The following is a 15353-nucleotide window of genomic DNA, read 5'->3' on the forward strand; positions in this document are numbered from 1 at the left end:
GGCGCGACCGATGCGGTTGGATCGGGGCATGGACGCCGAACTGGCCGAGATCCGGGACTTCCTGGCCGCACACGAGCCGTACCAGGATCTCCCCCCCGAACTGCTGGACGAACTGCCCCAGTCCCTGGAGGTGGCCTACTTCCGGCGCGGAACGGTCGTGGTCGAACTGGGAGCGGGGAACGATTACGTGCACATCCTGCGCTCCGGAGCCGTGGACATCCTGGACTCCCTGGGTGCCCTGGCCGATCGGGACGAGCCGGGCAGTTCGTTCGGGTTGTCCTCGGTGCTGACGGCCGGTCCGTCGCTCTACCGGATCGTGGCGGTGGAGGACTCGCTGTGCTACCTGCTGCCCGCCCGGGACTTCCGCCGGTTGATGGCGCGCTCGGATGCGTTCGCCCAGTTCTTCATGCGCCAGCAGGTGGGGCGGCTGCGCGATACGGTTCCCACCGTCCACGTGCAGGACCCGGGCAGCGCCTTGCTGCGTACCCGGATCAGTCAACTCGTGCACCGCGCTCCGGTCACCACCACCCCGATGGCCACGGTTGCCGAGGCCACCGACTTGATGGAGGCAGAAGGGGTCTCCGCGCTCCTGGTCACGGAGAAGCAGGACCTGGTCGGGATCTTCACCGACCGGGACGTGCGCTCGCGGGTGGTGGCCCGTGGCCTGCCGGTCTCCACCCCGGTCTCGACGGTGATGACGCCCGGCCCGGTCACGATCCATTCCGACCGGCTGGCGATGGAGGCGCTGGCCGAGTTGACCCTGCACGGCTTCCATCACCTCCCGGTGATCCACAACGGCGGGCTCCTCGGCGTCATCACCGCCGGGGACCTGATGCGCTTGGCCCGCGACAACCCCACCCTGCTACTGACCGAGATCACGAAGCAGACCTCGACGCGCGCCTTGGCGGCGGTGGTCTCGCGGCTACCGCAGGTGGTCAGTTCCGCCACAAGTACGCACGCCGCCCCGGGTGATGTGTCGCGGCTGATCACCGCGGTGGCCGACGGTGTCACCCGCCGGTTGCTACACCTGGCCGAATCCGACCTGGGCCCGCCCCCGATGCGGTACTGCTGGGTGGTCCTGGGGTCCCAGGGCCGGATGGAGACCGGGTTGCACTCGGACCAGGACAACGCCCTGGTCCTGGCCCGCAGGCCGGACCGTGCCGAGAGCCGGTACTTCGCCGAACTGGCCGAGCGTGTGGTCGGTGGCCTGGAAGCCAGTGGGTACCCGAGGTGCCCGGGCGACATCATGTCCACCAACCCCCGGTTCCGGGTTCCGGTGGACCAGTGGCGCAACTACCTCATCCACTGGATCGGGGATCCGGAGCCGCAGGCCCTGTTGCACGCCCAGATCTTCTTCGACATGCGCCCGGTGTCCGGCGATCGTTCCCTGTTCGAGCCGATCCGACAGGTCGAGCTCGAACGGGCCCCGCAATCCCGGCTCTTCCTGGCCCACCTCGCCCATGCCGCCCAGCGGACCAAGCCCCCACTGGGATTCTTCCGCGAGTTCGTCCTGGAGCGCTCGGGCGAGCAGCGTGCCACCTTGGACATCAAGGCCGGCGCACTGGCGCCGATCACCCAGATCGCCCGGCTGTCCGCGCTGGCATTGGGACGGCGTGCGCTGAGCACCGTGGACCGGTTGCAGGCCGCGGCCGGTACCCGAGTTCTCTCGGCGGACCACGCCGCGGATCTGGTCGATGCCCACGAGTTCGTCACCGCCCTGCGCACCAGGCACCAGGTCGAGCAGCATGCGCGCGGGCAGTCGCTGAACTCCCGGGTGCTGCCCGCGCAGTTGTCCCCGTTCGAACGGCGCCACCTCAAGGGTGCCTTCGCCGTGGTGCGGCGCGTCCAGGCCACGCTCCCCTACCTGTACCGCACCGAGATGGTCTCCTAGATCATGGTCACCTGGTTCGCCGACTCCCTGCATCGCCGCCGGGCCAGGGCCGCACGGGATGCACGCGGTCCCCTGGCGCGCTACTACCGCGAGCCGGCGCCCGCGGACTCCACCCCCGCCGGTGACCTCGCCGTGCTGGCCGTGGATCTGGAGTGCACGAGTCTGGACCTGGACTCCGCAGACATCCTCAGCATCGGTTGGGTGCCGGTGCAGGAACGGCGCATCCTGCTCGGCCGCGGCCGCCGGGTGGTGGTCAACCCGGGTCGGGAGGTGGGGCCGAACGTGACCGTGCACGGGCTCACCGACGATGTGGTGGCCGCCGGAGCGCCGCTGCCGGAGGCGGTCGAACAGATGCTGCACGCATGCCGCGGGCGGGTCCTGGTGGCCCACCACGCCACCATCGAGACCACCCTGCTCTCCCGTGCATGCGAACTGCTGTACGGCGCCCCGTTCGTGCCTCCTGTGATCGACACGCTCGCGCTGCAGCGCCGGATCCTGGGGTGGAACCGGGGCGATCAGGAGAACGCGGGCCTGAACCTGGCGGCGGCGCGCGGGCGGTACGGGCTGCCCCGGTACGCCGCCCATGACGCCTTGACCGACGCGATCGCCTGCGCCGAGTTGTTCCTGGCCCAACTCTCCCACTGGGGCACCTCGGGCGGGCCGACGCTGCGCACGCTCAGGCTCCGCTGAGCCCTTGGCTCGCGGGCCGGTGCGCCGTCATGGCCCCGGCCCTCCGGGGACCTCGTTGGAGGCTCGCACGCGTACCTGTGGTCGTCGTTGTCTGCTCATCCGCCGAATACCGCGCCGCCCCAGACCAGGCCCGCCACGGACCCCAGGATCATCCATGGTCCGAACGCCACCTGGGTCTTCCGGTCGGCCCGGGCCGTGACCAGCAACACCACGGCGAACAACCCCCCGAGCACGAACGCAGCAATCGTGCCGGTGAGTACCTCCTCCCAGCCGTACCACCCGAGCACCACGCCGAGCAGGCCGGCGAGTTTCACATCCCCCATCCCCATCCCGGAAGGAGAGATCAGCGCGAGCACCAGGTAGCCGGCGGCCAGTGCCGCACCGGCGAGAACGGAACGCCACAGGTCGGAGTAGTCCCCCTCTACGACACCCAGCACCGCGAAACAGCCCAGCGCGATCGGGTAGGGCGGAGTGAGGAGGATGTCGGGCAGCCGGTGCGCGGCCAGGTCCACCACCACCAGCAGGGAACAGGCCAGTGCGACTGTCCCTAGCACGAGAAGTTCCAACACGCTATCAGCCCAGGAGGCCGCCCCGGCACCACCCAGCGTTGCCAACAGCGGGTGCAGCCCGCTGCGCAACCAGACCGATTCGGTCCGGGCCAGGGAGACCAGCCAGGGGGTGAGCGCCATCGCGGTCAGGCCGAACAGCCCAGCCACCCCGACGACCACCACGGGCCCCATCAGGACCGCTCCGCCAGTGCCCGCTCCAACGCAACGCGCATCACCTCGGTCGGTGCGCTGCGTCCGGTCATCAGGCGCACCTGTTCCACCCCCTGGTGCAGCAGCATCAGGTGCCCGCCGGCCACGGGCGCGCCCCGCGCGGCCCAGGCGCGGCCCATCGCGGTCGGCCAGCCGTCGTACACCACGTCCAGGAGCACCTGCGCGGGATGCACGTCGGCCTCGAGGATCAACGGGACCAGGGGGTCCGCGGCGCCTCGGGGTGCGGTACTGACCACCGCGTCGGCGCGCAGCAGGGCCTCGTCGGCCCTGGGTGTGCCCCAGGTGAGCAACGACGGCGACACCCCCATCCGAGCCGCGGCCCGCACCACGGCGCCCGCGCGCCCGGGTGAGCGCACCACCACCGCTGGGGAGGTGACTCCCAGTTGGCCCAGCGCCGCCAACGCTGCACTGGCAGTGGCTCCCCCACCCAGGATCACCCCGGTACGCGGCTGCCACTGTGTGGGCGCCACCTCCATCAGTGCGGTCACGATGCCGTATACGTCAGTGTTCGTTCCTACCCGGACCCCGCCACCGGGGAACAGCACGGTGTTGACCGCCCCGACCACCTCGGCGAGCGGCTCGATGTGATCCACCGAGCGCAGCGCCACCTGCTTCAGGGGCATCGTCACCGACAGCCCGGCCCAGCTGGGATCGAGCCCGGTGAGGAAAGCGGTGAACCGATCCTCGGTCACGTCGTGCCGCTCATACGTCCAGTGGGTCAGGCCCAACTCGGCATAGGCGGCCCGGTGCAGCACCGGTGACAGCGAGTGCGCCACCGGATGGCCGAGCACCGCTGCGCGGCGCGGGTCGGGCATTGCTCAGTCCTCGCCGTCCTCGTCCTCGTCCCCGTCCTGCTGGGCGAGCCACTCCCGGTACAACTCCTGGTTCTGCCGGTGCTCGTCGATGTCATCGGTGAACCGGGTCTCGCCGGTGTTGGGGTTGACGGTGACGAAGTAGCACCACTCACCCTCCGGCGGGTTCAGCACAGCCTCGATAGCCGGTTCGCCCGGTGCACCGATCGGGGTGGGGGGCAGGCCCGCCACGCGACGGGTGTTGTAGGGGTGGTCCTCCTGCCACTCACTGCGGGTGATCTCCCAGGCCGGCTTGTTCAGACCGTAGGCGTAGGTGGTGTCCATCCCCAGGGTGCCGTCACCGGAGCAGCCGGCCAGGCGGTTCTCGACCACGCGGGCCACTTGGCCCCAGTGCTCGGGGTTGTTCACCTCCAGTTCCAGGATGGAGGCAATGATCAGGGTGTCCTGCCACTCGTCCTCGGGGACCTCCCGCTCCTCCAGCTGGCGCACCGTCAGGTCAACCATCTGCTGCAGCAGTTCCGCCGGCTCGGTGTCGGTCTCCACGGTGTAGGTGGACGCGAACAGCCAACCCTCGATCTCACCCTCGGCCGCATCCGGGAGTTCGGAGGCTGCGAACTCCTCGGCGGCGGCCTCTACATCCTCCAGTGGCACCTCCAGCCGGGCGGCGACACGTTCGTAGATCTGGGTTGCCCGCCAGCCCTCCGGGATGGTCACGGTCAGGTCCGCGCGACTGCCGGGGTCCAGCAGTGCCTGCACCGCATCGACCGCGGCCATCTCCTCGCGCAGGGTGTAGGTGCCGGCCTGAATCTGGACGGCCTGGGGGTTGTTGTTGTACGCCTCGGTGAAGGCGCCGACGGTGGCCACCACGTTGGCCTCCACGAGTGTGCGCCCGATGTCGGTGCCAGTGTCGCCGGTGTTCACCACGACCTCGACCTCGCCGGATCCCGGACCGGGGAAGTCGGTCACTTCCGGCTCCTCCGGAGACCCCTGGAACAGGGGGCGGATCAGCACGAACGCGCCGCCCAACAGCAGCGCGATCGATGCGACCATGACCACGAAGGTAATCGCGTTGCGCCGACGCTGGGCCCGGCGCTTCGCGGCACGCTCCCGACTGGCCCGGCGCTGCCCGGTGGATGTCGCGGCAGCGGGGGTCTCCTCGGTGCCGAATTGTTCATCGAACAAGTCGGTCACGTCCGCGCCTCCTCATCGACCGGTGGATCCTCACACACCTTAACGACTTCACCGACCTGGTGACCGCCACGCATGGCGTCCAGGGCACTCTGCAGGATCACCGCGGCCGCAACCTGGTCCACCACCTCGCGGTGTTGCTTCTGACGCCGTCCGGCGCTGTGAAGCTGGGCGTGCGCGGTGACGCTGCTCAACCGCTCGTCGACCAGGCGCACCGGTACGGGCGCGATCGCGGCTGCAACCCGTGCGGCGTACGTCCGGGCATCCCGGGCCGCAGCGCCCTCCTGACCCGACATGTGCAGGGGCAGGCCGACCACGACCTCGATCACCCCGGCCTCGGCGACCTGCTGCGCGATCGCGGCCACGCCGTCGTCGTCCCGGGCCCGTACCAGGGTTCGGTCGGGCGTGGCCAGCAGACCCTCGGGGTCGGACAACGCCAGGCCCACCCGGACCTTGCCGGCGTCCACGCCGAGACGCACGCCGGTGCGCACCGGGGCCGGATGGTCTGGCGTCTCAGGCATCATCACCGCCCAGGTCGCTGATCAGTGCGGACAGTGCGGCGCCTACCGCCCCCGGGTCGGTGCCGCCACCCTGGGCGATCTCGTCCTTACCGCCGCCACCGCCGCCGAGAACCCGGGCGGCGGTACGAACCAGTGCGCCGGCCTTGATGCCCGCGGCACGGGCCGGCCCCGTGGTGGCCACCACGATGACCGGACGGTCGTTGCTGACCCCGGCCAGCGCCACGACCGCCGGGGTGTCGGCGCCCAGCCGCTCGCGCACGTCGAGGACCAGTGTGCGCAGTGCGTCGGTACCGGAGATCTGTCCGGTGTCGGCGGCGACCACCTGCACGGAACCGACCTCCCGGGCGCGTCCGGCCAGTTCCGCCGCCCCGGCCAGCAACTGGGCCGAACGCATCCTGTCCAGTTCCCGTTCGCTCTCCTTCAACTTGCCCAGCAGGCCCGAGATCCGCTCGGGAAGCTCCTCCGGCCGTGACCCGACCAGTTGCGTGAGCTGGCCCAGCAGCACGCGCTCCTTGGCTCCCTGGGCGTAGGCGCCGTAACCCACTAGGGCATCGACGCGACGGATCCCGGAGCCGATCGAGGACTCCCCGAGCAGGGTCACCTGCCCGACCTCGCCGGAGCGGCGCACGTGGGTGCCTCCGCACAGTTCCTTGGACCAGTCCCCGTCGATGGAGACCACCCGGACCCGGTCGCCGTACTTCTCTCCGAACAGCGCGATGGCACCCTGCTCGCGGGCCTCGTCCTGGCTCATCACCTCGTCGGTGACGTCCAGGTCCTCGATCAGGCGCAGGTTGACCCGCTCCTCGATCTCGGAGACCACCGAGGCGGGTACTGCCGAGCCGTGCCGGAAGTCGAACCGCATCCGGGATGGGGCGTTCTCGGATCCGGCCTGGGTGGCCTGGGTGCCCAGGAACTCGTGCAGCGCCTTGTGCACCATGTGGGTGGCGGTGTGGGCCTGGGCGATCTGGCGGCGGCGCTCGGTGTCGATCGCGGCCACGCCGGTCTCGTCCAGCGCCAGGGTGCCCTCCAGCAACCGGCCACGGTGCACCGACAGCCCGGTGACCGGGCTCTGCACGTCGGCGACGTCGACGATCCCACCGCCGGAGAAGTTGATGGTGCCCTGATCGGCGAGCTGACCGCCGGCCTCGGCGTAGAAGGGGGTACGGTCCAGCACCACCTCCACATCGGCCGGCGCCTGGGCCGAACGCACCGGTTCGCCGTCCACCAGCAGCCCGATCACACGGGCCTCGGCCACGGCGTCGGTGTACCCGAGGAACTGCACCGGTGCATCGAGCCGGCGAGCCAGATCGGCATAGGTGGCGACCTCGACCTGGCCGGTCTTCTTCGCCAAGGCATCGGCACGGGCGCGTTGGCGCTGCTGTGCCATCAGGTCGGCAAACCCGGCCTCGTCCACGCGGACACCCTGCTCGGCGGCCATCTCCAAGGTCAGGTCGATCGGGAAACCGTAGGTGTCGTGCAGTGCGAACGCCTGGTCGCCCGACAGTTCCGGGGTTCCCGAGCCGGATTCCGACCGTGCGCGCGACACCGCGGTGTCCAGGATGGTGGTCCCGGTAGTCAGTGTGCGCAGGAAGGCCTCCTCCTCGGCGTAGGCGACCTGACTGATCCGGTCGAAGTCCTGCGCCAGTTCGGGGTAGGACGGGCTCATCGCGTCACGCGAGACCGGGAGCAGTTCGGGCAGCGCGGCCGTGTCCACACCGAGCAGCCGTGCGGCCCGCACGGCGCGGCGCACCAGGCGCCGCAGTACGTACCCACGGCCCTCGTTGCCCGGACGGACGCCGTCACCGATGACCATCAGGGCCGAACGCACGTGGTCGGCGATCACCCGCAGCCGCACGTCACTCTCGGGGTCGGCGCCATAGCGCTTGCCGGAGATCTCCTCCATCCGGGAGATGACCGGGAAGACCTCGTCGATCTCATACATGTTCTGTTTGCCCTGGAGCAGGTAGGCGATCCGTTCCAGGCCGGCGCCGGTATCGATGGACTTCTGCTCCAACGTCCCGACCAGCGGGTAGTCCTTGCCGGTCCCCTCCCCCCGGATGAATTCATCGAAGACCAGGTTCCACACCTCGATGTAGCGGTCCTCGCCCTCGGTGCTGCCGGGCCAGACCGCCTGGGCACCGCCGGCCGCCTCGGGCCCGTACTCGGGGCCGCGGTCGTAGTGCCACTCCGCGGTCGGACCGGCCGGCCCGCCGTCCTGCCCGGTGTCCCAGAAACTCTCCTGCTGGGGCAGCCGCACGATGCGGCGCGGGTCCAGGCCCAGACCCTTCGTGAGCACGTCCAAGGACTCGGCGTCCTGGTCCCACAACGTCACCCAGAGACGGTCCGCATCGAACCCGTAGCCACCGGACTCGACCGAGCCGGTCAGCAGTTCCCAGGCAAGGTTGATTGCCCCTTCCTTGTGGTAGTCACCGAAGGAGAAGTTGCCAGGCATCTGGAAGAACGTGCCGTGCCGGGTGGTCCGGCCCACGTTCTCGATATCATTGGTGCGCAGGCACTTCTGAACGCTGGCCACGCGCGGCCAGGGTGCCTTCTGGGTGCCCAGGATGTAGGGAATGAACGGCACCATCCCGGCGATCGTGAACAGGATCGACGGGTCGGGCGAGACCAGCGACGTGCTCGGCACGATCGCGTGGTCACGCTGCCGGAAGAACTCCAGCCAGCGGTTGCGGATCTCGGCGGTACGCATACGTCCTCGATGGGTGCTCTGGTTTGTCGATCGTCAGGGGGATGGCCCGGCGTCAGAAGAAGGCGTCCTCGTCGTCGTCCCAGCCGCGGGGCTCCTCGGCCCGGGCGGAGCGACGGTGAGCCCGGGCGCGCTCCTGTTCTGCTTCGCTGGGCAGCAGGGCCGCAGACAGGGCCGCCTCGTTCTCGGCCATCGACTCACGCAGGGTGGTGACGGCCTCCTTGAGGTTGCGCGCCATTGAACTCACCGAGTCGGCGATGCCGGCGGGACTGACGGCGTGGGCGACCTCGCCGATCTGGCTGTTCACCTGCTGGACCTTGCGCAGCACCACCACCGAGGCCGCGACTCCCACGCCGATCCAGAAGAGGCGCTTCACGGCGTGCCCTTCCGGCCGAACATGGACCGGACCGCCAGGGAGAACGCGGCCACCTTGACCAAGGGAGCGCCGATCGTGGCGGCCACCAGGGAGGTCAGGGCCGAGACGTTCGTGCTCACCTCCGCGGCCGCGGTCGTGACGGTGTCCACCTTGCTCAACTGACTGTTGGTGGAGCGGATCGTCTCGGCGGTCTCATCGATGACCGGCAGGGTCTGGGTGGTGATGTTCCGGACCGAGAGGCGGGCCTCGTCCAGCACCCGCCCGAGTTTGAGGATCGGCACGGCCAGAAACCCCACCAATGCCACGAACGCCACGGCAGCGATCAGGCCGGCGATGTCTCCTACGGACATGAATCCTCCAATTCTCACGATCGGCGGCAACTGGTCAGACACTACCCGGGTTATAGACACCGGCGCCCCGGTACACGGCAAGGGCCATGAACCAGGGCGCCGGACAGATCGGGTGCCCCCGGGATCAGCGGGAGTAGTGCTCCACCACCAGTTGCACGTCAGCGGTGACCGGGACCTCGGCCCGCTTGGGTCGGCGCACCAGTTCGAAGCTGAGCTTCTCCAACTGCACGTCCAGGTAGGCTGGAACCTCGGGCAGCACGTCCCGGTGGGCGCCGGCTGCGGCGACCTGGAACGGCACCATGGTCTGGCTGCGGGGCTTGACCTGCACCACCTGACCGGGCTTGACCCGGTAGGAGGGACGGTCCACCACCCTGCCGTTCACCAGGATGTGGCGGTGCACCACAGCCTGACGGGCCTGGGCCATGGTGCGGCCGAACCCGGCGCGCAGCACCAGGGCGTCCAGACGCATCTCCAGCAACTCCACCAGGGACTCACCAGTCAGGGCCTGCTCGCGGCGCGCCTCCTCGAAGGCGCGGCGCATCTGAGCCTCACGCAGACCGTACTGGGCCCGCAGACGCTGCTTCTCCTTCAGTCGCACGGCGTAGTCGGACTCGGTCCGGCGACGAGCGCGGCCGTGCTCACCCGGCGGGTAGGGTCGCTTCTCGAAGTACTTGACCGCTTTGGGGGTCAGGGGAATACCCAGGGCCCGGGAGAGCCGGACCTGACGGCGGGTTTGGTTCTTGCTGGCCATGTGTGTTGTGTTCTTCCTGTCGTGTTCTCGTAACGTCACACCCGCGGATCCGCTGGCGGCGCGGGTGTGGGGCCGACTCTGAGCGGAGGGACACCGGCTGTCTCGGCCGGTCGATTCTCGCCGCTGCTGGCTAGGACCCCAGGTGTGCCCGGACTGGGCAACTTCCCTAGTTTAGCGCACCGTGGCACGCCGTTCGATCAGCCTCGGACGTGGTGGTGCTCACCCGGGCCGGCCGGTCGGCCCCGGCGGCACCCCAGCGCGGGACCCGCCAGCGACCGTGCGATAGTGGCCCGCGTGAGGCAAGCACGGCCGGATCGACTCCCGCTGACCACCACGATCGCCTTCGGCTTGGTGGTCATCTGTGCCTTCGGTTCATGGCTGTACGGGTACGGGGTGCTACTGGAACCGATCCGCGTCGACACCGGGTGGAGCGAGTCGGTGCTGTCATCGGCCTACGGCATCGGCATGCTCGCGGTGGGGCTGGGCACCGTCACCGCCGGCCGGGTGGTGGACACCGTGGGGCCGCGCCCTGTCTTCGTGGTGTCCGCGGCCGGAGTGATCGCCGGAACCGCCCTCGTCGTCACCGCCCACACGCCCCTGGCCTTCGGTGCCGGGGCGGTCCTGACCCAGGGCTTCGTCGGCACTGCCGGCTACTACACCGTGGTGCACGCCACGATCGCCCGGCGGGTCCCGGCCGATCGGACCCGGGCGATCACCGTCAACACCATGTGGGGCGCCTTCGCCAGCCCGGTGTTCCTGCCGCTGCTGGGTTTCGTTGCCCAGGCTTGGGGTTGGCGACCCGCGATGGTGTTGTCCGGGGTGCTGGTCACGGGGAGCTTCCTGTTCGGGGCCGCGGTCAGCCCGTCGGGCACCGGGGTCTCCCGGGGCGAGGCCGGCACACTGCGGGCCGCTCTTGCCGAATCGATCCGAGATGAGACGATGCGCCGCCTGCTGTACGTGGCGGTGTGCTCCGGGGTGGCCTCCTCCGTGCTGTTCCTCTACCAGGTCCCGGCGATGGTCTCGGCCGGTCTCGTCCTCGGCCTGGCATCGGCATTGGCAGGCCTGCGTGGCTTGTTCCAACTGCTCGGCAGGCTGCCACTGCCATGGCTGGTGAACCGGTACGGCGCCCGGCAGGTGTTCCAGGTGGGCTTGGCGCTGGTGGGCATCTCCTCCCTGCTGCTGCTGGTCTCGGGCAATGTGGTGGTGGCCGTGGCCTTCGCCGTCGTCGCCGGTGCCTCTGTCGGTGCCTCCTCGACCCTGGAGAGCATCTACTCGGCCCAGGTGGTGCAGGTGCGCCTGATCGGGTTGTTCCTGGGGTTGTACTCGATGATCTGGGGACTGGGTTCGGCCGTGGGCCCGGTCCTCGCCGGGTTCGTGACCGAGGCCACCGGCACCCGGCTGCCGGTGTTCGTCGGCATCGCGATCATCGGTGTACTGGGCGCGCTGCTCATCCCCCGCGACCCGGGTCGCACGGACCCCTGAGCGGGGCCGGGGCGCACCACCCGGCGGGATCGTCCCCGTTCGCCCCGGTGCGATCGGACTAGGTCGCGGGATCCTCCGGCTCGGTGCGGCCGAGCAGCGTCTCAATCCGCTCCAGACGCTCGCTGACGGAGCGTTCGTACCCGCGGTCGCTGGGCCGGTAGTACCGCGCACCGCGCAACTCCTCCGGCAGATACTCCTGGGCGGCGACCGCGTGCGGTTGGTCGTGGGCATAGACGTAGTCGGCGCCGTGACCCAGGCGCTCCGCGCCGGCGTAATGGGTGTCGCGCAGGTGCACCGGGACCGAACCGGACCGGCCGGCCCGCACATCGGCCAGCGCGGCGTCGATACTGCGGTAGGAGCGGTTGGACTTCGGGGCGGTGGCCACGTGCACCACCGCCTGGGCCAGGATGATACGGGCCTCGGGCATCCCGATCATCGCCACCGCCTGCGCGGCCGCGACCGCGGTCTGCAGCGCGCTCGGGTCGGCCATGCCGACCTCCTCACTCGCCGCGATCACGATCCGCCGGGCGATGAAACGCGGATCCTCCCCGGCGTGGACCATCCGGGCGAGGTAGTGCAGCGCGGCATCGACGTCGGAACCCCGCATCGACTTGATCAGTGCCGAGGCCACGTCGTAGTGCTGGTCCCCGGCCCGGTCGTAGGCCACCGCGGCCACGTCGATGGCCCGTTCCACCGCGGACAGGTCGATCTCGGTCCGCCCACCGGCGCTGGCGGTGCCCGCGGCGGCCTCGAGGATCGTCAGGCCCTTACGCGCATCCGCACCGGCCAGCCGGCGCAGATGCGCCCGGGCATCGGCGGTCAGGCTGAACCGGCCCTTCAGACCACGCTCGTCGGCCAGGGCCCGGGTGAGCAACTCGTCGACGTGCTCGGGCGCGAGTGGATGCAGGGTGAGCATCAACGACCGGGACAGCAACGGGGAGATCACCGAGAAGCTCGGGTTCTCGGTGGTGGCCGCCACCAGGGTGACCCACCGGTTCTCCACCGCCGGCAGCAGCGCGTCCTGCTGGGTCTTGGAGAACCGGTGCACCTCGTCGACGAACAACACCGTCTCCACGCTGCCGGCCAGCCGGCGCCGGGAGTCATCGATCACCGCCCGTACGTCCTTGACCCCGGCGGTCACCGCGGAGAGTTCGACGAACCGCCGCCCACCGGCACGTGCCACCAGGTAGGCGACAGTGGTCTTTCCGGTACCGGGCGGACCCCAGAGAATCACCGACGACGGCGGTAGCGAACCCGCCTCCGACGGCGTCACCAGGCGGTTCAGCGGGGCGCCCGGGGCTAGCAGGTGGTCCTGGCCGAGCACCTCATCGATTCCGGCGGGGCGCATTCGCACCGCCAGCGGTGCCCGGTCATCCACCCGGGGCACCCCGGCCTCATCGGTGCTGACTGAGTCGAACAGGTCCACGACCCAAGCCTAGGCCGCCCCGTGACGGCACCGGTCCCGCGCGCGCCCCGGCCACCATAGAATCACATCGTGTTCGACCGACTGGGGCGGCTGGCAGCCCGCTATCCGCGCAGGATCGTACTGGCGTGGTTCCTCCTCACGGCGTTCCTCTTCACCCTGACGATGACCGGCTTCGGTGGCCAGGGCCTGTTCGAGCGGCTGCACTCCGGGGAGCCCACCGTGCCGGGTTCGGAGAGCACCAAGGCCCGGGAACTCCTCGATGAGCACTCCCCCAGCGGCGAGGAGATCTCCCTGATCGTGCTGGGATTGGATCTGGACAACCCCGACGGGGTGGCCGAGGCCGGCCGGGCCGCAGCGACGCTGAACTCCCAGTTGCTCACCGTCGATGGTGTGGACGGCGTCCTCAGCCCGTTCGTGTTCCCCGGCGGGCTGTCCGATCCCCGGGCGGCGGCACTGACCTCGGCCGACGCCGACGGGTTCCTGCTCACAGTCACCCTGCAGCTCGGCCTGGACCCCGAGGTGCACGACGCCGCGGTGGCCGAGGTCACCGACCTGTTGCGGGACTTCCCCGGACGGGTCTCACCGGTGGCCTCCGGGATCGTGGCCAGCAGCGACCTGATGACCGAGGCGGTGATCTCCCAGATGGAGCGGGACCTGATCACCGGGGAGCTGGTCGCCCTGCCGGTCTCGCTGTTGATCATGGTGGTGGTCTTCGGTGGCTTCCTGGCCGCGGGGATGCCCCTGGCCGGCGCGCTCGCCTCCATCGCCGGCGGATTGGGAGCGCTGCTGGCGTTCAGCCACGTGATCGAGTTGGACTCGGTGGTGGTCAACGTGGTGACCATCCTGGGTCTGGGCTTGTCCATCGACTACGGCCTGCTGGTGGTCTCGCGCTTCCGGGAGGAACTCTTGCACGCCCATAGCGCCGAACTGTCCGCCGCAGCTGCCGCGACCGACGCCGTACCCGCCCGCCGGCGACGGCGCCGCTCCACCGGGGGCGATGACGTGGTGCGGACCGCCGTCCGGGCCACGCTGAGGACCGCGGGCCGCACGGTGAGTTATTCGGCCCTGATCGTCGCGATCTCGATCCTGGGCCTGCTACTGCTGCGCCCGGACATCCTGCGCTCCCTGGGAGCGGCCGGGGTGGCGGTGGTGTTGATCGCCCTACTCACCGCCATCACGCTGGTGCCTGCCCTCCTGGTGCTCATGGGCCGGCGGATGCTGAAACCACCGCTGCTGCGGCGCATCCCCGGCCTGCGGCGGATCGTGGCGGGTCTGGGCGACGTGCCCCCGGCCGATGGGATGTTCTCCCGCTTGGCCGGACGGGTGCAGCGCCGTCCGTGGCTGGTGCTGGTGTTGGTCTCGATGCTGCTGATGCTGGCCGCCTCACCGCTGATGAACCTGCAGTTGCGCAACTCCACCACCGAGTTGCTGCCCAGCGACTCCGACCAGCGCGACTTCCTGACGATCGTGAACGAGGATTACCCGCTGGCCGCGGCGCCCACGATGGGGGTGCTGGTGGAGGGCACCGAGGCCGGGGCGAACGGCCTGGGTGACCGGATCACCGACGTCCCCGAGGTCCTGGGCATCGACCCCGGCCAGCAGGTCGGCGCGGACTACGTGTTGCTCGGGGTGCGTGTGGATACCGATGACCCCGGTGGGTCCCTGGCCACGGACGTGGTCGAACAGATCCGGCAACTGCGCGAGACCGATCCGTCGCTGCCGACGTTCTGGGTCTACGGGGAGGGTGCCAACCAGGTTGACTTCACCCGGGCCCTGCTGGACGGGCTGCCCTACGCCGCCGCCGTGGTTGTCCTGGCCGTCTTCATCCTGCTGTTCCTGATGACCGGATCCCTGCTGATCCCGGCCAAGGCCCTGGTGGTGAACCTGCTCTCACTGGCTGCCTCGCTGGGGGTCACCACCTGGATCTTCGCCGAGGGGCAACTGGAGGGTCTGCTCAACTTCACCTCCGTGGGTGGGCTGGAGTCCTACGTGGTGGCGGTGGCAGTGGCGTTCGGGTTCGGCCTGGCGATGGACTACGAGGTGTTCCTGCTCGCCCGGATCAAGGAGATCTACGACGCCACCGGCGACAACGATCACGCGGTGAAGTACGGCCTGCAGCGGTCCGGGCGGATCATCACCTCCGCCGCACTGGTCATCATCGTGGTGTTCCTGGGGTTCGTGGCCGGCGATCTGCTGGCCATCAAGCAGGCGGGCGTGGCCCTGGCCGTGACGGTCTTCATCGATGCCACGCTGGTCCGGATGCTGCTGGTGCCGGCCTCGATGACACTGCTGGGCCATTACAACTGGTGGGCGCCGCGCCCGATGCGCGCCCTGTACGCCCGGTTCGGCATCACGCACTGATCTCGCCGTGCCACCTCCAGGT

Annotated in this window: 13 protein-coding genes; 4 read left to right on the forward strand and 9 right to left on the reverse strand. The window is 69.8% G+C overall.

Annotation, left to right across the window (positions count from 1 at the left end):
* Positions 1 to 28: 28 nt before the first annotated feature.
* Together ACO0LU_RS09170 and ACO0LU_RS09175 are read left to right on the forward strand one after the other, a co-directional pair.
* Positions 29 to 1891 (forward strand): DUF294 nucleotidyltransferase-like domain-containing protein, encoded by a 1863-nt coding sequence (locus tag ACO0LU_RS09170; RefSeq protein WP_424791062.1) that lies wholly within the window; start codon positions 29 to 31, stop codon positions 1889 to 1891.
* A gap of 3 nt (positions 1892 to 1894) precedes the next feature.
* Entirely contained in the window at positions 1895 to 2581 is a 687-nt protein-coding gene (locus ACO0LU_RS09175) for an exonuclease domain-containing protein (protein ID WP_424791063.1), read from the forward strand.
* 95 nt (positions 2582 to 2676) lie between these two features.
* Here ACO0LU_RS09175 and ACO0LU_RS09180 read toward each other — a convergent pair whose 3' ends face one another.
* The 8 genes from ACO0LU_RS09180 to rpsD all read right to left on the reverse strand — a co-directional run bounded on the left by ACO0LU_RS09180 (position 2677) and on the right by rpsD (position 10062).
* Complete coding sequence (locus ACO0LU_RS09180) at positions 2677 to 3321, reverse strand: prepilin peptidase (RefSeq protein WP_424791064.1); 645 nt, start codon at positions 3319 to 3321, stop codon at positions 2677 to 2679.
* On the reverse strand, positions 3321 to 4175 hold the full coding sequence (locus ACO0LU_RS09185; protein ID WP_424791065.1) for a shikimate dehydrogenase: 855 nt from the start codon (positions 4173 to 4175) through the stop codon (positions 3321 to 3323). The genes ACO0LU_RS09180 and ACO0LU_RS09185 overlap by 1 nt, the downstream gene beginning before the upstream one ends.
* A 3-nt stretch (positions 4176 to 4178) precedes the next feature.
* On the reverse strand, positions 4179 to 5363 hold the full coding sequence (gene mltG / locus ACO0LU_RS09190; RefSeq protein ID WP_424791066.1) for an endolytic transglycosylase MltG: 1185 nt from the start codon (positions 5361 to 5363) through the stop codon (positions 4179 to 4181).
* A complete protein-coding gene (gene ruvX, locus ACO0LU_RS09195; RefSeq protein WP_424791067.1) occupies positions 5360 to 5881 on the reverse strand; it encodes a Holliday junction resolvase RuvX in 522 nt (173 codons plus the stop codon). The genes mltG and ruvX overlap by 4 nt, the downstream gene beginning before the upstream one ends.
* Positions 5874 to 8588 (reverse strand): alanine--tRNA ligase, encoded by a 2715-nt coding sequence (gene alaS / locus ACO0LU_RS09200; protein ID WP_424791068.1) that lies wholly within the window; start codon positions 8586 to 8588, stop codon positions 5874 to 5876. Before alaS ends, ruvX begins: the two co-directional genes overlap by 8 nt.
* Before the next feature lie 52 nt (positions 8589 to 8640).
* The gene (locus ACO0LU_RS09205; RefSeq protein ID WP_424791069.1) at positions 8641 to 8961 is read right to left on the reverse strand and encodes a hypothetical protein; all 321 of its coding nucleotides are present in this window, start codon (positions 8959 to 8961) and stop codon (positions 8641 to 8643) included.
* Positions 8958 to 9311: a DUF948 domain-containing protein gene (locus ACO0LU_RS09210; protein WP_424785987.1), complete on the reverse strand. Its 354-nt coding sequence runs from the start codon at positions 9309 to 9311 to the stop codon at positions 8958 to 8960. Before ACO0LU_RS09210 ends, ACO0LU_RS09205 begins: the two co-directional genes overlap by 4 nt.
* Before the next feature lie 124 nt (positions 9312 to 9435).
* Positions 9436 to 10062 carry a 30S ribosomal protein S4 gene (rpsD, locus tag ACO0LU_RS09215; RefSeq protein WP_424791070.1) on the reverse strand — a complete coding sequence of 209 codons (627 nt, stop codon included), beginning with the start codon at positions 10060 to 10062 and terminating at the stop codon, positions 9436 to 9438.
* A gap of 294 nt (positions 10063 to 10356) precedes the next feature.
* Between rpsD and ACO0LU_RS09220 the strand changes: the two genes are divergently transcribed.
* Positions 10357 to 11544 carry an MFS transporter gene (locus ACO0LU_RS09220; protein ID WP_424791071.1) on the forward strand — a complete coding sequence of 396 codons (1188 nt, stop codon included), beginning with the start codon at positions 10357 to 10359 and terminating at the stop codon, positions 11542 to 11544.
* A gap of 58 nt (positions 11545 to 11602) precedes the next feature.
* Here the strand turns inward: ACO0LU_RS09220 and ACO0LU_RS09225 are convergent, their stop codons facing one another.
* Positions 11603 to 12970, reverse strand: a complete 1368-nt coding sequence (locus ACO0LU_RS09225; RefSeq protein ID WP_424791072.1) for a replication-associated recombination protein A — start codon at positions 12968 to 12970, stop codon at positions 11603 to 11605.
* A 69-nt stretch (positions 12971 to 13039) separates the two neighbouring features.
* Here ACO0LU_RS09225 and ACO0LU_RS09230 point away from each other — a divergent pair, with 69 nt between their 5' ends.
* Entirely contained in the window at positions 13040 to 15331 is a 2292-nt protein-coding gene (locus tag ACO0LU_RS09230) for an MMPL family transporter (RefSeq protein WP_424791073.1), read from the forward strand.
* The last annotated feature ends 22 nt before the right edge of the window (positions 15332 to 15353 follow it).

Origin of the sequence: Pseudactinotalea sp. Z1748, assembly GCF_049725185.1 — a bacterium.
In the GTDB taxonomy this organism is placed as follows: domain Bacteria; phylum Actinomycetota; class Actinomycetes; order Actinomycetales; family Beutenbergiaceae; genus CALKWS01.

Excerpts from the sequence above, each read along its gene's own strand:
- alaS (WP_424791068.1), bottom strand. The coding sequence starts at position 8,588 with ATGCGTACCGCCGAGATCCGCAACCGCTGGCTGGAGTTCTTCCGGCAG.
- ACO0LU_RS09185 (WP_424791065.1), bottom strand. The coding sequence starts at position 4,175 with ATGCCCGACCCGCGCCGCGCAGCGGTGCTCGGCCATCCGGTGGCGCAC.
- ruvX (WP_424791067.1), bottom strand. The coding sequence starts at position 5,881 with ATGCCTGAGACGCCAGACCATCCGGCCCCGGTGCGCACCGGCGTGCGT.
- ACO0LU_RS09210 (WP_424785987.1), bottom strand. The coding sequence starts at position 9,311 with ATGTCCGTAGGAGACATCGCCGGCCTGATCGCTGCCGTGGCGTTCGTG.
- rpsD (WP_424791070.1), bottom strand. The coding sequence starts at position 10,062 with ATGGCCAGCAAGAACCAAACCCGCCGTCAGGTCCGGCTCTCCCGGGCC.
- ACO0LU_RS09170 (WP_424791062.1), top strand. The coding sequence starts at position 29 with ATGGACGCCGAACTGGCCGAGATCCGGGACTTCCTGGCCGCACACGAG.
- ACO0LU_RS09175 (WP_424791063.1), top strand. The coding sequence starts at position 1,895 with ATGGTCACCTGGTTCGCCGACTCCCTGCATCGCCGCCGGGCCAGGGCC.
- ACO0LU_RS09180 (WP_424791064.1), bottom strand. The coding sequence starts at position 3,321 with ATGGGGCCCGTGGTGGTCGTCGGGGTGGCTGGGCTGTTCGGCCTGACC.